This is a genomic window from Pseudonocardia sp. T1-2H, assembly GCF_038039215.1.
GTDB lineage: Bacteria > Actinomycetota > Actinomycetes > Mycobacteriales > Pseudonocardiaceae > Pseudonocardia.
Genome location: NZ_JBBPCL010000003.1, coordinates 72,446 through 89,381 on the forward strand (window position 1 = coordinate 72,446; position 16,936 = coordinate 89,381).

20 protein-coding genes are annotated in these 16,936 nt (G+C 72.6%); 10 read left to right on the forward strand and 10 right to left on the reverse strand.

Annotation, left to right across the window (positions count from 1 at the left end):
- Positions 1-37: 37 nt before the first annotated feature.
- The 3 genes from WBK50_RS33940 to WBK50_RS33950 all read right to left on the reverse strand — a co-directional run bounded on the left by WBK50_RS33940 (position 38) and on the right by WBK50_RS33950 (position 1,598).
- Positions 38-253: a hypothetical protein gene (locus WBK50_RS33940; RefSeq protein ID WP_341339842.1), complete on the reverse strand. Its 216-nt coding sequence runs from the start codon at positions 251-253 to the stop codon at positions 38-40.
- A gap of 162 nt (positions 254-415) precedes the next feature.
- A complete protein-coding gene (locus WBK50_RS33945) occupies positions 416-631 on the reverse strand; it encodes a hypothetical protein (protein ID WP_341339843.1) in 216 nt (71 codons plus the stop codon).
- 463 nt (positions 632-1,094) lie between these two features.
- A complete protein-coding gene (locus WBK50_RS33950) occupies positions 1,095-1,598 on the reverse strand; it encodes an Rv3235 family protein (RefSeq protein ID WP_341339844.1) in 504 nt (167 codons plus the stop codon).
- A gap of 364 nt (positions 1,599-1,962) precedes the next feature.
- On the opposite strand from WBK50_RS33950, the gene WBK50_RS33955 reads away from it, so the two are divergent.
- On the forward strand, positions 1,963-2,595 hold the full coding sequence (locus WBK50_RS33955) for a hypothetical protein (RefSeq protein ID WP_341339845.1): 633 nt from the start codon (positions 1,963-1,965) through the stop codon (positions 2,593-2,595).
- Between the two features lie 11 nt (positions 2,596-2,606).
- On the opposite strand, the gene WBK50_RS33960 is transcribed toward WBK50_RS33955, so the two are convergent.
- A complete protein-coding gene (locus WBK50_RS33960; protein ID WP_341339846.1) occupies positions 2,607-2,801 on the reverse strand; it encodes a hypothetical protein in 195 nt (64 codons plus the stop codon).
- A 15-nt stretch (positions 2,802-2,816) separates the two neighbouring features.
- Between WBK50_RS33960 and WBK50_RS33965 the strand changes: the two genes are divergently transcribed.
- Both WBK50_RS33965 and WBK50_RS33970 read left to right on the forward strand, forming a co-directional pair.
- Positions 2,817-3,242 (forward strand): DUF2252 family protein, encoded by a 426-nt coding sequence (locus WBK50_RS33965; protein ID WP_341339847.1) that lies wholly within the window; start codon positions 2,817-2,819, stop codon positions 3,240-3,242.
- A gap of 61 nt (positions 3,243-3,303) precedes the next feature.
- Positions 3,304-3,678 (forward strand): rhodanese-like domain-containing protein, encoded by a 375-nt coding sequence (locus WBK50_RS33970; RefSeq protein WP_341339848.1) that lies wholly within the window; start codon positions 3,304-3,306, stop codon positions 3,676-3,678.
- A 562-nt stretch (positions 3,679-4,240) separates the two neighbouring features.
- Here WBK50_RS33970 and WBK50_RS33975 read toward each other — a convergent pair.
- The gene (locus WBK50_RS33975; protein WP_341339849.1) at positions 4,241-4,858 is read right to left on the reverse strand and encodes a helix-turn-helix domain-containing protein; all 618 of its coding nucleotides are present in this window, start codon (positions 4,856-4,858) and stop codon (positions 4,241-4,243) included.
- Between the two features lie 152 nt (positions 4,859-5,010).
- On the opposite strand from WBK50_RS33975, the gene WBK50_RS33980 reads away from it, so the two are divergent.
- The 6 genes from WBK50_RS33980 to WBK50_RS34005 all read left to right on the forward strand — a co-directional run bounded on the left by WBK50_RS33980 (position 5,011) and on the right by WBK50_RS34005 (position 12,443).
- Positions 5,011-6,171 carry an NAD(P)/FAD-dependent oxidoreductase gene (locus WBK50_RS33980; RefSeq protein WP_341339850.1) on the forward strand — a complete coding sequence of 387 codons (1,161 nt, stop codon included), beginning with the start codon at positions 5,011-5,013 and terminating at the stop codon, positions 6,169-6,171.
- 7 nt (positions 6,172-6,178) lie between these two features.
- Entirely contained in the window at positions 6,179-7,852 is a 1,674-nt protein-coding gene (locus tag WBK50_RS33985; RefSeq protein ID WP_341339851.1) for an amidohydrolase, read from the forward strand.
- 94 nt (positions 7,853-7,946) lie between these two features.
- Entirely contained in the window at positions 7,947-9,371 is a 1,425-nt protein-coding gene (locus tag WBK50_RS33990; RefSeq protein WP_341339852.1) for a purine-cytosine permease family protein, read from the forward strand.
- A 116-nt stretch (positions 9,372-9,487) separates the two neighbouring features.
- On the forward strand, positions 9,488-10,963 hold the full coding sequence (locus WBK50_RS33995) for an NAD-dependent succinate-semialdehyde dehydrogenase (RefSeq protein WP_341339853.1): 1,476 nt from the start codon (positions 9,488-9,490) through the stop codon (positions 10,961-10,963).
- A 431-nt stretch (positions 10,964-11,394) separates the two neighbouring features.
- Positions 11,395-11,691 carry a hypothetical protein gene (locus tag WBK50_RS34000; RefSeq protein WP_341339854.1) on the forward strand — a complete coding sequence of 99 codons (297 nt, stop codon included), beginning with the start codon at positions 11,395-11,397 and terminating at the stop codon, positions 11,689-11,691.
- A 260-nt stretch (positions 11,692-11,951) separates the two neighbouring features.
- Complete coding sequence (locus tag WBK50_RS34005) at positions 11,952-12,443, forward strand: HIT family protein (RefSeq protein WP_341339855.1); 492 nt, start codon at positions 11,952-11,954, stop codon at positions 12,441-12,443.
- A gap of 78 nt (positions 12,444-12,521) precedes the next feature.
- On the opposite strand, the gene WBK50_RS34010 is transcribed toward WBK50_RS34005, so the two are convergent.
- The 5 genes from WBK50_RS34010 to WBK50_RS34030 all read right to left on the reverse strand — a co-directional run bounded on the left by WBK50_RS34010 (position 12,522) and on the right by WBK50_RS34030 (position 15,707).
- Positions 12,522-12,818, reverse strand: coding sequence for a hypothetical protein (locus tag WBK50_RS34010; RefSeq protein WP_341339856.1), 297 nt, complete (start codon positions 12,816-12,818; stop codon positions 12,522-12,524).
- Between the two features lie 121 nt (positions 12,819-12,939).
- Positions 12,940-13,122, reverse strand: a complete 183-nt coding sequence (locus WBK50_RS34015) for a YegP family protein (protein ID WP_341339857.1) — start codon at positions 13,120-13,122, stop codon at positions 12,940-12,942.
- A 297-nt stretch (positions 13,123-13,419) separates the two neighbouring features.
- On the reverse strand, positions 13,420-13,701 hold the full coding sequence (locus tag WBK50_RS34020) for a DUF5996 family protein (RefSeq protein ID WP_341339858.1): 282 nt from the start codon (positions 13,699-13,701) through the stop codon (positions 13,420-13,422).
- 238 nt (positions 13,702-13,939) lie between these two features.
- Positions 13,940-14,788, reverse strand: a complete 849-nt coding sequence (locus tag WBK50_RS34025) for a serine hydrolase (protein WP_341340010.1) — start codon at positions 14,786-14,788, stop codon at positions 13,940-13,942.
- 49 nt (positions 14,789-14,837) lie between these two features.
- Positions 14,838-15,707, reverse strand: coding sequence for a LysR family transcriptional regulator (locus WBK50_RS34030; protein WP_341339859.1), 870 nt, complete (start codon positions 15,705-15,707; stop codon positions 14,838-14,840).
- A 94-nt stretch (positions 15,708-15,801) separates the two neighbouring features.
- On the opposite strand from WBK50_RS34030, the gene bla reads away from it, so the two are divergent.
- Entirely contained in the window at positions 15,802-16,695 is an 894-nt protein-coding gene (gene bla, locus WBK50_RS34035) for a class A beta-lactamase (RefSeq protein WP_341339860.1), read from the forward strand.
- Positions 16,696-16,936 lie beyond the last annotated feature (241 nt).

Sequence of the window (16,936 nt, forward strand, 5' to 3'; positions counted from 1 at the left end):
CGCAGGCCAGAGGGTGGAAGCCGTGCGGGCATCCGCGTCAGCACGAGCTGCGGGACGGTCGAGTCCGTCGAGGAGATCTGCTCTCAGGCGGTTCGCCAGGGTGGTCGTTCACGTTCTCGGTGACCGGGGGAGGGGAGATGACGAACTTCTCGACCACGGTGTCGACGTCGGTGATCACCTGTCCGTCGGACCGGACCCAGTCGTTGCGCAGGTAGTGGAGGGCCCTGTCTTCACTGATCTTCGCGTCGAGCATCCGCTGCAGGATGGTCCGCGGCTGCTCCTACTCGGGGTTTCCTCAGGCACCCGGCGACGGTAGGGCCGGTGTCGGACAGTTCTGCCGCGGCCCCACACCGTCGTGGCCAGGGCCACGAGAGAAGGGGGCCGCCGCAGCGGGCCCCCTTCGGTGGGTGCGGGGTCAGACGTAGTTGATGTTGTGGGCGATGTGGACCGGGACGATGTTGAGGATCTCGTGCTCGCCCCCGCAGTCGGGGCAGGTGATCCACTCGCCGACCTCGTGGCGCCCCGGCAGGATGCCGGCCTGGTAGCCCAGGGGGCAGGGGGCGCCGATGTCGACGAGGGCCGCCGGGGTGAGGTCGAGGGGGACACCGTCGATGCGCGGGATCTCGGCCATGTCGTGCTCCTTCGCTGTGGGAGTTGAGGTGGGAACCGCGGCTTGCCCCCTGCGCGGTGCGGGTGGGGTCCCGCAGGGACGGCGGGGGTCCGGGCTCGTCTCGACCGGGTGGGATCGCGCAGCGACCCCGACAGGGGCTCGTCTCACCCGTGTCGGACCGGGCCCGGTTCATCGCCGCTCGCCCCACCCCGTTGCCGTGCTGCCGTCAGGGCGGATTCCTCGCCCGGCTCCAGCGGCGAAGGTGAACCAGGACGATCACCCCCAGTATCGAACATGTGTTCGCTTCGGGTGCTAGCCTGTGGCCGCGGTCGCGGCGCTGAGGTGGGGAAGACCCCAGCACCGCGGCCGCCCACTTCCGGCGGTCCCGCCACGGATTGACGGCTGGAGATGTCGTCGACGACGTCGGCCTGGACTAGCGGCGTAGGGCTGCGCACTCGGATGGCAGCCCCCACGCTGGGCGGGGTCAGAGGATGCGCAGGGCGGTGCACTTCCCGAGGTCGAGCTCGGCGAGCTCGAAGCGGGCGGCCAGCGCCCGCGGCCGCCCGAGCTCGACCAGGGCCGTGACCTCGAGGGCGCCCTCGAGGGGCTGCGCGGCGTGGAACCGGCGCAGGCTGAGGGATCCGGCGCGGGCGCAGGCGGGCTCGATCTGCTCGAGGTAGGCGAGCACGCGGCGGTCGGCGTGCCGTCTGATCTGGGCCAGGCTGCGGCGCCCGACGGCGGCCTCCAGGATCGCCTGCAGCCCGCGGCGGGCGGCCGTGACCGCGGCCGCGTCCCGGGGGACGTCGCGGGTGAGCGGCCCGGCCTCCACCGGCGCGAGGGCCGCGGCCCGGTCCGGGGTGTGCCCGCAGGTCGGGCAGCCGTTCTGCGGCGCGTCCTCGAGCGGCGGTTCGATGTTCGGCCGGGAGATCCGGAACGCGGGGCCAGAGATGCACGGCGGGTGGGCGGTCTGGGTGTGGGAGCTGGGCATGAGCGCTGTCCTCCGGGGTCGCGGCGGCCGGTGGCCGGCGCGTGCCCGCGGGGTGCGGGGCGGTGGGGCGCCGGCGGGACGGCGCTTCAGGCCGTGCCCGGGTCGGCGGGCAGGGCTCGCCGGAGGCGATCGCGCAGCGACCGGAGCGCAGCGCAGGGCCTTGCCCGTCGAGCGGGGCGCGGGCACCGTCTCGTCGTCGGCGACCACGACCCCACCCGTTCGGCTGCGTCCCGCACCTGCGTGCGCAGCCCGGAAGGTCCGCCCGCCGGCAGAGAGAGCAGCCCGCCCGGCGGCGGGGAACGAAGTTGTCCACAGATCTCTGGAAACGGCCCTCGGCCCCGTGTCCGCGACCAGGCTCGGGGTCATGCCTCAGACACCCCGAACCGAGCTCGCCTCTGACCCGCTCGCCCCGCTGACCTCGCGCTCCCGCGCCTGGGTCGCGCTCGCCGAGTCGGCCCGGACCATCTCGGACTTCAGCCGCTCCCTGCTCCCGGGAGCAGCACACTGCACCCTCGGGGGCGTCGTCACCGGCGACGCCGTCCGCCTGGCCGCGCTGGCTCAGCGCCTGATCGCCGCGGCGATCGTGATGGAGCGGACCTGCGGAGCGAGCTGGGACGAACTCGCCGACCCCCTCGGAGTCACCGCCGCCGAGGCCCGCGAACAGTGGGAGCCGATCGTCGCGCAATGGGAGACCGACCTCGAGGCCGAGCGGGCGGCCTCACTCGCGCGCACCTCGTTGCTCCCGGTGGACTCGCCCGCGACCGCCGTCGAGCTCGACGACTGGGTCCGCCGGCACCGCGAGCCGGCCGACCTCGACGACCACCCGCACCCGGTGTCCGGGCAACTACAGCGCATGGACCCGCTCCGCGAACTCCTGCACCTCGCCGGGACACGACGCGCACTGCTCGCCGCACACGACGGCCCACCGCCAGAGGTGCTCCTGACCCGACTAGCCGACCGCGAGCGCACCCTCATCGCGGCGGCGTCACAGCCGTGACCGACTGACCTTCACCCCGCCCGACTAATGGTGTCGACGTCGGCTCGCTGCCGCGCGAACACAGCCAGCGCACGCCCGAGCTCGTCCTGCGCCGGCCTGCGGACGTCGGCGGTCCGGGCGCGGTCCTGGTCGGCGAGGACTCCGAGGAGCCACTGCTGCTGGCTGCTGGGCCGCGACGACTCCGACCCGCTGTTCCTGCAGGCCAAGGAAGCGCAGAGTCGGTGGTGGCGACGGTCGGCCGGAGCAGCGAGTATCCGAACGAGGGGCGGCGCGTCGTCACCGGACAGCGCCTCATGCAGGCCACCAGCGACATCTTCCTGGGCTGGGACCGCGTCGACGGGATCGACGGCGGCCCACGGGACTTCTACCTGCGGCAGCTGCAGGACTGGAAGGCGTCGGCCACCGTGGAGGCCATGACGCCGGCCGGTATGGGCTGGTACGGGGCACTGTGCGGATGGACGCTGGCCCGGGCGCACGCGCGATCGGGGGACCGGATCACCATAGCGGCCTACCTCGGCGGCGGCGACGTCGTCGACACGGCGCTCGCCGAGTTCGGCGAGGCCTACGCCGACCAGAACGAGCGCGACTACCGGAGCTTCGTCGCGGCCGTCGAGTCCGGCCGGTTGCCCGCGCAGACCGGGGTGTGAGCGCGTCCGGTCCGCCTGGTTCACCGGCGAGGCGCAGTCCCCGATGGGTACCCGGACAGGTATGAGCACCGACACGAACACCACCGGCACCGTCGAGACGACCGACGTCCCGCAGGTCGACCCCGCCGAGGCCGCCCGGCTGATCGACGAGGGCGCGTTCCTCGTCGACGTGCGCGAGCCCGACGAGTTCGCCGCCGGTCACGCCCCGGGCGCGGTGAACATGCCGCTCGAGCAACTGGATCCCGAAGCGGTCCCCCGGGATCGGCTCATCATCACGACCTGCCGGACGGGACACCGGGGCGCGAAGGCCGCGGCCAGACTGCTGGCCGCCGGGTTCGACGTGCGCAACCTCACCGGCGGGATGACCGCGTGGGCGGCCGCCGGGCTGCCGGTCGTCCGGGACGACGGGAGCCCGGGGACGATCGCCGGCGGGTGAGCCGCGCTCCCACGGCGGAGACGACGGCGTCGGGGCCCGGCGCACGGGTGCCGGACCCCGACAGTGCTGCCGACCGGGTCAGCCGTGCCCGAAGCAGTGGCTGCCGCAGTGCGAGAAACAGTGGGTCGCGCACTCGGCCTCCGCCACGACGGCCGGGACCGCCGCTTGGGCGATCAGCTGGCGGAACTCGTCACTCTGGAAGGCCTCAGCGCGCTCGTCCTCGGGAAGCGCCCGGGCGTGTCTTGAAATCGCGCAGCTCGGTGGATTCACCGCCGCCGCCGCCCGCACCCGGACCGCCGGGCTGTCCCTGGGCGACCGCTGCTGCCTGGCCCTGGGCGCCCGGCTGGCGCTGCCCACGGTCACCGCGGACACCGCCTGGGCCGACCTGGGCCTGGACGAGATCACCGTCCAGATGATCCGCTGACCGTCATGCGCAGCCGCCCCGACCGGTCCCGCCGACGATGAGCAGCGACCGCACCGACCTGGAGCTCGCCGCCGGCAGCGAGCTCGACCCGGCCGCGCTCGACCCGGTCGGACATGGCTCGCGACCGCCGTCGCTCACTTATCCGGTCGTAGCCGTACTGGCGCTGACGGGGCCGGCGGTCAGTACATCGGTGGGCTCATCACCCAGATCGAGCGGGCCGGCACCTGCCCGGGGTTGCGGTAACTGTGCGGCAGACGGGGGTCCAGGAGCAGGGAGTCGCCCTCCTCGAGGAGGTACTCCTCCCCCTGCGATGACGACCAGCTGCCCGACGATGACGATGACGCACTCCTCGTCGGCCGGGTGGGTGTACGGCTCCTCGCCGGAGCCGTCACCGGGAGCGACCACGGAGTAGATGATCTGCAGCGTCTTGGCCCCGGGCGGGGTCAGCAAGTAGTCGTCCAGGGAGCCGGCCGGGTGGGCCAGTCGCTTCCGGTCGCCGGCCCGGACCACCATGCCCGGCATCTCCGACCCCACGAAAAGTGACGCGACACTCTCCCCGAGTGCCTCGGCCATGCGGCGCAGCGACGCCATCGACGGGTTGGCGACGCCGCGCTCGACCTGGGACACGAAGCTCTCGGAGACCCCGGCGGCGTCCGCCACCTCGCGCAAGGTGATGTTGTTCCGCCGGCGCAGCTCGCGCATGCGGCCCCCGAGGTCCCCGGGGGATCGACCGGCTTGCTCGTCACAGACCGCCATCTCTCCTAGGGAACGGGGCGACCCCGACTGTATCCGGGCGCCGACACGACCGGAGAAGTCCCACGCCTCTTGTGGCCACCGCCATGACTGAAGTAGCTTCCACAAAACTGAAGTGTGACTACAGAAGTCGCCCCCACGGTCGAGGGAGATACGTGAGCAGCACGAAGCATGTCGAGATCGCCGGCGCGGGCCTGGCCGGGCTGACCATGGCAACCGCTCTGGCGCAGCGCGGCTGGTCGGTGCGGGTCCACGAACGGGGCGCCGAGCTCCGCGAGATCGGCGCGGGCATCTACCTCTGGGAGAACGCCCTCCGCGCACTGGAGGCGATCGGTGCCGCCGAGGCGGTCACGTCACGCGGCGAGCGGATCAACAGCCCCGAGCTGCGCGACCACAAGCAGCGGCTGCTGCAGCGCGAGTGGCTCCGCGACGGCCGGTTGTACACCGTCCTGCGCCGCGATCTGCACTCCGCACTGGTTCAGGCGGCCACCGATGCCGGCGTGGAGATCCGGACCAGCTCGGCGGTCATCGGTGCCGGTGCGGACGGGTCGCTGGACCTGGCCGACGGCAGCTCGGTGAAGGCCGACCTGGTGATCGGCGCCGACGGCGTCTACTCCCGGGTTCGCGACACGTTGGGCCTCACCCAGCAGATCACCAACCTCGGCGACGGTTGCGGGCGCCATCTCGTACCGCGCACCGACGACGACCCGGTCAACGTGGCGTGGGAGGAATGGAACGGCGGACGCCGGGTGGGCGTCATCCCGTCGTCGCCCGAGTGGACCTACCTCTTCCTCTGCTGCCCGGAGGACGACACCGAAGGGACGGCGCAGCAGCCGTTCAACCGGCAGACCTGGATCGACTCCTTTCCCAGCTTCCGCTCCCAGCTCGAACGAGTGCCGGACATGCCCGAGGGACGCTGGGCGGCGTTCTCCGACGTGGTCACCCGCCACTGGTACCGGGGGCGGGCCGCAGTCATCGGCGACGCGGCGCACGCCATGTCACCCAATCTCGGGCAGGCGGCCTGCACCGCGATGGCCAACAGCATCGCGTTGGCCCAGTCCCTCGACGTGCATGACATCGACACGGCGCTGCAGGTGTGGCAGCGCAGCGAGAAGCCGGTGGTCGACCGGGTACAGCGCTACTCTCGGATGTACGGGAAGATCGGCACCCGCTGGCCCGACCAGGCGCTGGGCGCCCGGTCCGCGCTCATCTGGTCACTGGCCAAGGCCAAGCCCTTCCAGCGGCGCATCCAGTTCGCCGCCGGCTACTTCCCCACGCTTGACGCGGCCTCCGGGCCGGTCGGCGCGGGGCGCTGACGCCGTCGTGAGCACCATCGGAACCGAGCTGGCAGCAGACTTCGCGCTCACCGGCCGCGTCGTCACCGTCACCGGGACGGCGGACGCGCAGGCGGTCGTCGTCCGTGGCGGACGGATCGACTCGGTCGGAGGCCGGGAGCTGGCCGAGCAGGCACGGGCCGCGGGCCTTCCGGTCCACGACGTCGGCGAGCGGCTGGTGCTGCCCGGCTTCGTCGACCCGCACATGCACCTGCAACACATCAGTGTGGGGCGGGGACGCGGGGTCGACTGCCGGTTCCCCGGCTGCGCGACCATCCCCGACGTCCTGGACGCGCTGCACGCCGGGCTGGCCGACATCTCCGGAGACGAGTGGCTGGTCGGCTACGCCAACCTCTTCTTCGACCAGAAGATCGCCGAACGGCGCTACCTGACCCGCGCCGAACTGGACCGGGTCAGCGACCGGGTGCCGATCGTGCTGCACATGGGCGGCCACGCCTCGGTGCTCAACACCCCGGCCCTGCGGCTGGCCGGGGTCGAGCGCTTCATGGCCGGTGCCGCCGGCGGCTGGGGCAGCCCAGTCGTCGAGGTGGACGAGGCCGGGCAGCCCACCGGGCTGGTCGCCGAGATCGACCCCATGCTCCCCATCCCCACCCCGGACGCCGGCACGGTGGAGGGGTACGTCGCCGACACCTTCCGCGACCTGTTCACCGCACACGGGGTCACCGCGTTCGGGGAGATGGTCGAGTCCACCGACGGCGCCGCGCTCCTGGAGCGGCTGACCGGCAGCGGCCGGCTGCCGGCACGCGCCGGGCTCTACCTCATGTCGCCGGCGGCGCTGCCGCTGACCGAGGCCACGAGCTGGGTCAGTGGTCACCGGCCTGCCGATCCCGACCGGCTGCGGGCCGTGGGCGTCAAAGTGTTCGCCGACGGCGGTTACTCCTCCCGCAACGCGGCCAGCCGGACGCCCTACGTGCTCGACCACGCCCCGCACCCCGGTTACCACGGCCGGTTGAACCTGCCCTACGCCTCGATCCGCGAGGCGATCGCCGCCACCCGGGCGGCGGGCGTACACCTGGCCATCCACACCAACGGCACTGCCGCGCAGGACGAGGCGCTGGCCGCGGTGCTCGGCTCGGGCGACCCCGCCGACCATCCGGCGGTGCGGATCGAGCACCTCGGCAACGTGCTCGACTCCCCTCGGGACCTGGCCACCTGGCGGCTGGCGGGGGTGCGCCCGGTCCTGCAGCCGGCGTTCCTGCACAACTTCGTGGGCGACTACGTGCCGATGCTCCTCGGCGACGCCGGGATGACCGGACGACTCCCGTTGCGCACCATCCTCGATGCCGGCGTGTTGCCGGCAGCCAGCTCGGACGTCTGCCTCGGGGCGGAGACCGAACAGTCGAACCCGCTGTTCGGCATCTGGTGCCTGATGGCCCGGCGCAGCTACTGGGGCCGGCACGTCGAACCGGACGAGAAGATCAGCTTCAGCGAGGCGCTGCGCCTGTTCACGCTCGAAGGCGCGAAAGCACTGGGCATGGACGACCGCGTGGGCTCCATCGAGCCCGGGAAGTACGCCGACCTCGTCGTCCTGGACCGCGATCCGCGCACCGATATCGACGAGTTGCGGCGCACCCAGGTCGACTCGGTCTACCTGCAGGGCCGCGAGGTCCACCACCGGCCCGGCGCAGCACCCCCGCGCTGAGGCCGCCGGGGGCGATCAGCCCTGCTGCACGGACACCGCACTGCGCATGACGCGGCGATCGCGTCGCAGGACCCCATCACAAAGGAGTGGCACCATGGGCAATGACGCACGTCCGCAGGCCGGCATCCGAGGCCTGGAGACCCGCTCGATCGACTACGTCCCCCTCGCCGAGAGACACGGCGTCGTTTGGCACCAGGGCCCGTTCTGGTTCACCGGCGGGTTCGTCCTGCCGTCCATGCTGATCGGCTTCATCGGCCCGAGCATGGGGCTGGGACTGATCTGGTCCATCATCGGCTCGGTCACCGGGATGGCCTTCGGCACCCTGTTCATGGCGCTGCACGCCAACCAGGGGCCGCGCCTGGGCCTGCCACAGATGATCCAGTCGCGGGCGCAGTTCGGGGCCCGGGGCGCCATGTTCCCGATGGCCGTCGCGATCTTCATCTACGTCGGCTACAACGTCTTCTACTTCATCCTGTCCACCGAGGCGATCGACATCGTCGTCCCCGGTGGGAAGATCTGGTACGTCCTCTTCGGGCTCCTCGCCGTAGGGATCGCGATGGTCGGCCACGACCTGCTGCACGTGTTCCAGCGATGGTCGAGCTTCGTCATCCTGGTCGTCTTCGCGGTCCTGACCGTGGTCGTGATCGTGAAGTACCCGGCCGCGGGCGCCCCGCCGCGGGCCTCCGGCTGGGCGTTCACGCCCTTCCTCGTGCAGTTCGCCGCCGCCGGCGGATACCAGATCAGCTACGCCATCTACGTGTCGGACTACAGCCGCTACCTGCCCGAGGACGCCCCGGCCAAGAAGCTGATCGGCTGGACGTTCATCGGCGGGCTGGCCGGTGCCGGCTGGCTGGCGTGCCTGGGTTCCCTGTTCGCCACCTACGTCGCCGCGTCCGACCCGATCGTCGCCATGCACGAGGTGGGTAACCTGGTCTTCCCCGGTTTCGGGATCATCGCCGTGCTGGCCAGCGTGCCGCCGATGATCGGGACCTCCGGGGTCAACGCCTACGGGGCGATGCTCACCGGGGCGACCATCGCCGACGGGATCCGGCATGTGCGACCCGGCGTGCGCACCCGGGTGATCGGCCTGCTGATCGTGGGTGTCGCCACCATCGTGGTCAGCCTGGCGATCCCCGACAACTACCTCAACGCCTTCAACACCTTCCTCGGCGTGATGGTCTACCTGTTGGTCCCGTGGACCGCCGTCAACCTGGTCGACTTCTACCTGGTCAGGCGGGGGCACTACAGCGTCACCGACATCGTCGACCCGCGCGGCGCCTACGGGCAGTGGTCGGCCCGCGGCCTGACCGCCTACTTCGCCGGCTTCCTGGCGATGGTGCCGTTCTTCTCGCTGAGCTTCTACAACGGGCCGGTGACCCAGGCGCTGGGCGGCGCGGACTTCTCCTTCGTCGTCGGGCTGCTGGTCTCCGGCGTCCTCTACTGGCTGATCAGCCGGCAGCGGGCCGGCCAGAGCTTCCCGGCGGAGATCGCCGCCGACCCGACCCGGGTCACCACCTGAGCGAGCCCGTTCTCCGGCGCCGGGCGGTTCGCGGCGCCTTCCACCACAGGCGTCGGGTGGGCCGGTGCAGCCCCGCGCCGCCGGCCGACCCGACCCGCACAAGCGACAGGACAACCATGAGCACACTGCACGCCGGCACCCACCCGAGCGAGGTCTTGGACTCGACCCCCACCCAACTCCTCATCGGCGGCGTGTGGCGGAACTCCAGCAGCGGCCGCACGCTCGCCGTGGAGGACCCGGCGACGGGTCGGACCCTGGTGCACGTCGCCGACGCCACCGTCGAGGACGGGGACGCAGCGCTCGCCGCGGCCACGGCGGCGCAACCAGGCTGGGCCGCGACCCCGCCACGCGAGCGGGGCGAGATCCTGCGCCGGGCCTTCGAGACCATCCTCTCCCGGATCGAGGACCTCGCCCTGCTGATGACGCTGGAGATGGGCAAGTCGCTGGCCGAGTCGCGGGCCGAGATCCGGTACGCCGCCGAGTTCTTCCGCTGGTTCTCCGAGGAGGCGGTCCGGATCGGTGGGCGGTTCGCCACCTCTCCGGACGGCGCGACGCGGCTGCTGACGATCAAGCGGCCGGTCGGCCCGTGCCTGTTCATCACGCCCTGGAACTTCCCCATGGCGATGGGCACCCGCAAGATCGGCCCCGCGGTGGCGGCCGGCTGCACGATGGTGGTCAAGCCGGCCGGCCAGACGCCGCTGAGCATGCTGGCGCTGGCCCAGATCCTGATCGACGCCGGCCTGCCCGACGGCGTCCTCAACGTGGTGACCACCTCCACCACCGGTGCGGTCATGGAACCGCTCATCCGCGATCCCCGACTGCGCAAGCTGTCCTTCACCGGTTCCACCCCCGTGGGGCAGCGCCTGATCGAGCAGTCCGCCCAGCAACTGCTGCGGACCTCCATGGAGCTCGGCGGGAACGCGCCGTTCCTGGTGTTCGACGACGCCGACCTCGACGCCGCCGTGGACGGCGCCGTCGCGGCCAAGATGCGCAACGTCGGCCAGGCCTGCACCGCGGCCAACCGCTTCCACGTGCAGGCCGGGATCGCGGAGGAGTTCACCCGCCGGCTCACCGAGCGGCTCGCCGCGCTGACCGTCGGGCCGGGCAGCGAGGACGGCGTGGAGGTCGGCCCGCTGGTCGACCAGGCCGGCCGCACCAAGGTTGCCAAACTGGTCGCGGATGCCGTCGCCCGAGGAGCCACGGTGACCACCGGCGGCCGGGCCATCGACGGCCCCGGGCACTTCTACGCCCCCACGGTGCTGGCCGACGTGCCGGCCGGCGCGCGCATCCTGCGGGAGGAGGTGTTCGGTCCGGTGGCCGCGATCGCCACGTTTAGCACCGAGGAGGAGGGCATCGCGGCCGCGAACGACACCGAGTACGGCCTGGCCGCCTACGTGTTCACCCGGGACGTCGGCTGCGCGCTGCGGGTCTGCGAGGCGCTCGAGGCCGGGATGATCGGCCTCAACCAGGGCGTCATCTCCAACCCCGCGGCCCCCTTCGGCGGCCTGAAGGCCAGCGGATTCGGGCGTGAGGGCGGCAGCGAGGGCATCGAGGAGTACCTCGAGACCCAGTACGTCGGCATCGCCCCCTGAAGCGGAGCCTCAGGTCGGCCGGCTCCCGCGGGGAGCGGAAAGCACAGGTGCGCAGCGGGGGTGCGACCGCCGGGGGCGATGTCCTCTTCGGAGGTGCGCGCCGCATCGCTGTAGCGCAGCACGCTCTGCAGCAGCTCGTCCACGACGTCGGTCGTCTGAGTAGGCCTGTGTCAAGCCGCCTGGTGTTGATGTTGTGGGTGGGCTTGGGCTGCCGGAACATGCGGGCTCCAACGACGGCCGCGCCTTGGGCCCCGTCCTCCTCCGCGGCGCTCAGAAGCTCCTCGGCGGGGTCGCGGATGGCGTGTCAGGTCTCGGCTGATGAAGAGGTCGATTCCCTCTCCAGCCGGGACGCCACAAGCTGGCCTGCCCGGTACACCCAGGAGCGGGGACGTGGACCCGAAACCGTCGGGCCTCGGTGGGAGGCTGCCCACATGACTGCTTGCCGGCACCCCGAGACCGACCCGATGCCGAACGACGTCGAGCACCTCGAGACGCGCTGGACGAGCCGGGACGGCGACGACGTGGCCCGGGACGTGTCGCTGACCTTCGGGACGTGCACGACCTGCGGACATCTGATGGCCTCCGTCGTGCTCTGGGACCTCGAAGACCACGACCCGGACCACCCGGGCGCGCCACGCGCGACCGGCTGGCGCCCCCTCGAACCGGTCAACTACGACACTGTGCCGACCCGACTCACCACCGAGCAGCTACACCGCGGCGGGTTCTAACCAGGAAACCCTGTCAACGAGCCGAGGATCGATCCCGCGGTGGCCGTGCTCGACCTCTCGGGCCGGGCTGGTGGCGGGCAGCCCCGGCGATCACGCCGTGGTCTGCTCGCGCAGCGGTGCCCTGTGCACGCCGGCGCGCACGCGCACGCCCCGTCGATCACCGGTTCGACGATGCCGACCCGCTGCCAGCGCTCGATGACCGGGGGCAGCACCTGGTCGGCAATCTGGGCGAGTCCGACTTGGCCCCTACACTCACGGTGATGAGTGGTGTGGAAGGCCGCCTCGCGGCCGCGGAACGCGGCGAGAATCCCACCGTGCTGGCCCGACTCAAGACCGGCTGGGCGGTCATCGGCGACACCCAGCACCTCCCCGGGTACTGCCTGCTGCTCTACCGGGGCGAGGCGAATCATCTCACCGACCTGCCGCGCGCCGAGCGGGCCGACTTCCTGCTCGACATGTCGCTGCTGGGCGAAGCGGTGCAGAACGTATGCAGCGCGCTCGATCCCCAGTTCCGGCGGGTCAACTACGAGGTGCTCGGCAACTCCTGGCCGCACCTGCACGCGCACGTGCATCCGCGCTACAACTGGGAACCGGCCGCGCACCGCAGCTCCCCGGTGTGGACCTACCCGGACCGCAAGGACCCGCGCCACCAGCTCGACAGCCGCCACGACGCCCTGCGGACGAAGTTGTCCGACGAGCTGATGCGGATCACCACCGAGACGGGGATAGGGCCGGACGCGGCACTGCGCTGACGTCTCTAACCCGCACAACCCAGGCCAGCTCGTCGATGTGGTCGGCCGGCTTCCACCAGCCCGGACGCTGCCCGGTCATCAGCGGGGGACGTGCCGCCGGCGGACCAGGACGTGCACCCCGATCCAGAGCAGCGCCGGACCGACGTACGCCGCGTAGCGGAGCACCCCGGGGAGCTCGCCGACGGCGTCGGGGTCGAGGAACACCGGCAGGCTCCACGGGAACCCCAGCGCCAGGACGACGATCAGCACCAGGCCGGCGCCGATGTTCGCCCCACCGCCGCGGTCGGTGAGCACCAGGACGGCGAAGAGGACGAGCGGCACGCCCACGACCAGCGCGTGCAGCGTCAGTCCCGGGTAACGGATCCGTCGGCGCATGGGGTGATGGTCGCCGTCACGACGACGAGGGACATCCGCGGATCTACCGAGATCCAGGAGGCCGTCGCCGCGGTCAGGCCGTGGCTGCCCATCGCGCGCGGCGCCCCGCTTGTTGCCGAGCTCAGGAGTCGGTTTCGGCGATCGACGCGCCGGCGGCGGCGTTCTGCACCGCCTCGCAGCCCTTCCTGGCCGCAGCCTTGGTCTCGTAGGCCTCGCCGCTGGCCACGACCTGCCCGTTGCTGGCCTTCAGCCGGAACCGGTACTTGCCGCCCCGGTCCTGGTAGACCTCGAACTTGCCCGCCATCCTGTGCTCCCAAGGTCGGACTGAACAATGTGGACGGCGGGGACGGTAGCGGCTGACCTGCAGTGATTCGCTCAGCGACGCGCAGGCCCTACCCGAACGGGGCGGGTCGCCCGGGCTCATCACCCCGTGAGGCGACCTCCCGAGCCGCCTTCGGGTTAGTCGCTACGACCCAAGCTAGGTTGCCGCGTCCGCCATCGAACTCGCCGAGAAGCTGCGGATCAGTGCTGACAACCTGGCCGGCGCGGATCCCACCAGCCTGAATCGACTCGATGGGCGCACCACTGACATATCGGCGAGCTATCGCGAGTGATCGGCCAGCGGGAACGACACCGACCGGCCGTCGAGGGTGTTCACGAGCAATCGGTGACCCACGAAGTCGAAGTCGACGGCGAACGTCGGATCCAGGCCCATCGGTCGCGTCGTGATGCCGCGACCGGTCAGGTGGAACGGGACGTTCCACCAGTGGTTGCGCCGCGAGCTCGCGGCGAGCCGGACCTTGCCGATCACCTGGACGAAGCGGTGCAGCGTCGGGATCGTGTCCGACCAGCCCTCGTAGGGGATCGGCGGGAAGAGCTCCATCAGCGCGTACCTCCTCCGAAGGTGTCGCCGGCCCACGAACGACGCCCGGCCGATGCCTGGATGTTCCCGGTGCAGGGCCGCGATGTCGACCTGGTGACTGTCGCCGGCCCGCCAGGTCCTCCGGTCAGTGGTCCGGTTCGACGACGGCCCAGGCGCAGGTGAGGGTGCGCGCGGGCGGTCGCCGGGCCCGCCTCACCCACGCGGATCCAACAGCGAGACCCCACCCGGTCCCGGCTGGTCACAGAGCGGGCACCCGCAGGTGGTTCACCGCGGCCCGGGCCGCGGCGGCGATGGCGGCGTCGGCCCGCGGGACGGCGGTGTCGCTGCGCGCAGCGTGCGTGAAGACCGCGACGGCGACCGGGTGCTCGCCCGGGTAGGTCACCACACCGATCTCGTTGCGGACCGCGCCGACGGTCCCGGTCTTGCCCGCGACGGAGGCCGTGCCCGGGAATCCGGCGCGTAGCCGATGCGTCCAGACCTGCGCGCCGAGCACCCGCCGGGCGAACGCGGTCCCGGCGGCGGAGGCGAGCTCGCCGCGCCACAGCAGCGTGAGCAGCCGGGTGCTGTCGGCGGCGGTGGTCGACGAGCCGTAGGCCGGGTCGAGCTCGCGGACGGCGACCGGGGCGTCGTTGTCGGCGAGCACCGCGAAGGCGGCCGCGACGTCGTCGGCGCCGGTGTCGGCGAGCAGCCCGGCGAACACGTCCGCGGTGCCGCCGCGGACCCGCGTCCCGGGCAGGTCGAGCTCGGCCGGCAGCGCGGCCACCCGATCCCGGCCGAGCCGCGCGTGCACGACGTCCGCGGCGCCGTTGTCCGACACCGTGATCATCGAGGTGGCGAGGTCGCGCCAGGACATCGTGACCGGGTCGGCGAGCGCGGAGATCCCGGTCGGGCCGGGGGTGCGGCGGCCGGGAGCGACGGTGACCTGTTCGCGGGGGTCGAGCCGCCCGCGTCGACGGCCCTGCAGTACGCGACCAGCACCAGGACCTTGTAGACCGACGCCATCACCACGGGCACGTCCGCGCCGACGGCGACCTCCCGCCCGGCCCAGCGCGGGCCGTCGCCGCTGACCGGGCGGGCATGCAGCCAGCCGCGCACGCCGGCGTCCCGGAAGGCGGCCCGGACCTCCTGCTCCGCGGTCACGTCGCCTCCCGGAGCACGGTGGCGAGCTCGTCGACGACGGCGGCCGGGGTGTCGTCGCGGTGCACGATCCGGACCCGGAACGGGACCGGGGCGCCGGCCGCGGCCCGGCGTGCCACGCCGTCCGTTCCCAGATCGGGATCGGGGGTGAGAGCGAACCCGGCGCCGGTCGCGACCAGCGCCAGGACCGCGGCCGGGCCGTCCGCCTCGGCCGCGCGCACCGGGCGGCCGCGGGTCTCCAGGGTGTCCAGCAGCAGGTCGTGCGCAGCCGGGGCATGGCTGCGCGGCGCCGTCGCCAGATCCAGGTCCCGCAGCGCGCGCAACGCCACCGGCCCGCCGTCGCCGGCCGCCGGGTGCTCCGCAGGCAGCAGCACCTCCGTGGGCAGCGCGACGACGGGCCCGGCCCGGGCCGACTCCAGCACCGCCGGATGGGCGACGACGGCGACGTCCAGCGTCCCCGTCGACACGGCGTCGATCAGGGCGACCGTGGAGCCGCCGGTGAGCGCGGCGCGCCGGCCCGCGACCCGTCCCGCGCGGGCGGCCAGCCGTGCGGCGACGCGAGGCCCGAGATCCGCGACGACGCCGACCCGCAGCACCTGCGCGGCCTCCGCCTGCCGCCGGGCGGCCCGGCCGAGCGCCTCGGCGTCCTCCAGCAGGGCCCGGGCGCGGGGAAGCAGGTCCCGGCCCGCGGAGGTCAGCGCGACGCCGCCGGGGCCGCGGTCGAACAACCGCACGCCGAGCCGGTCCTCCAACCGCCGGACGCCCTGCGACAGCGGCGGCTGCGCCATCTCCAGCCGGCGGGCGGCGTTGCCGAAGTGCCGCTCCTCGGCGACGGTGACGAAGAACGTCAGGTGCCGCAGCAGGTCCATCGCCCGCCATCACCTCGATCCATATCAAATAGGTTTTACACGCGGAGCATCATCATATTTGAGCTATCACCCCGGATCTGATGATGTTCGCCGCATGATGATCTCCCGCCGCTCCCTGCTGCTCACCGGAGCCGTGTCGGTCGGTGCCGCCCTCGTGGGCTGCGCGGCACCGGCCGCGCCCACCCCGGCACCCCGGCAGATCCCGATCCCTCCCATGGAGGAGATCGAGCAGCGCTACGCCCGGCGCATCGGCGTGCACGCACTCGACACGGTCACCGGAGCGACCGCCGGCCATCGCGACACCGAGCGGTTCCTCATGTGCTCGACGGCCAAGTCGCTCATGGCCGCCTTCGTGCTCCACCTGTCCACCACCGATCCCGGCCTGCTCGACCGCCGGGTGACCTACACGGGGGCCGACCTGCTGGAGTACGCGCCGATCACCTCGACGCACCTCGGCACCGGGATGACCGTCGCGGAGCTCTGCGCCGCCGCCGTGACCGTCTCGGACAACACCGCGCACAACCTGCTCCTCCGGGAGACCGGCGGCCCGGCCGCGCTGACGGCCTACCTGGCCGGCTTGGGCGACGCCGTCACGCGCGCCGACCGGCCGGAACCGGCGCTCAACGAACCGGCCGGGGACCAGGACACCACCACCCCGGCCGCGCTGGCCGCGACCCTGCGGACCCTCACCACCGGCGACGCCCTCCCTGCCGCCCGGCGCGACCAGCTCGTGGCCTGGCTGCGTGCGAACACCACCGGCGACGCCCAGATCCGGGCCGGGGTCCCGGCGGGCTGGCAGGTCGGGGACAAGACCGGTAGCGGGTTCGCCGGGGAGAAGAACGACGTCGGCGTGCTGACCCCACCACAGGGGGCGCCGATCGTCCTGACCGTGTTCACCGTGCCCACGGACCCGGACGACGGGCGCGGCGAGGAGGCCGTGGCCGCCACCACCCGGGCCGCGCTCGGCGCCCTCGGCGGCGCCCGGTGAGGACCCGACCCGCGCACGGCGGACCGGCCCCGCTCCGCGGGCGACCTCGCACGACCTGGCGCGACCTCACCACGTGGGTCCCGCCGGAAGCGGAGCGCTGAGCTCCGCCGGGCGCCGGGCGCCGGAGACGCTGTCCTGTCAGGCCCTGCAGGCCCGCAGGGAGTGGTGTCGACGGGTCCAGGTCACAGGTCCCCCTGTGTCTCAGAATTCGGGTGGTCAACCGCCGACCGAGTGTCGGCCC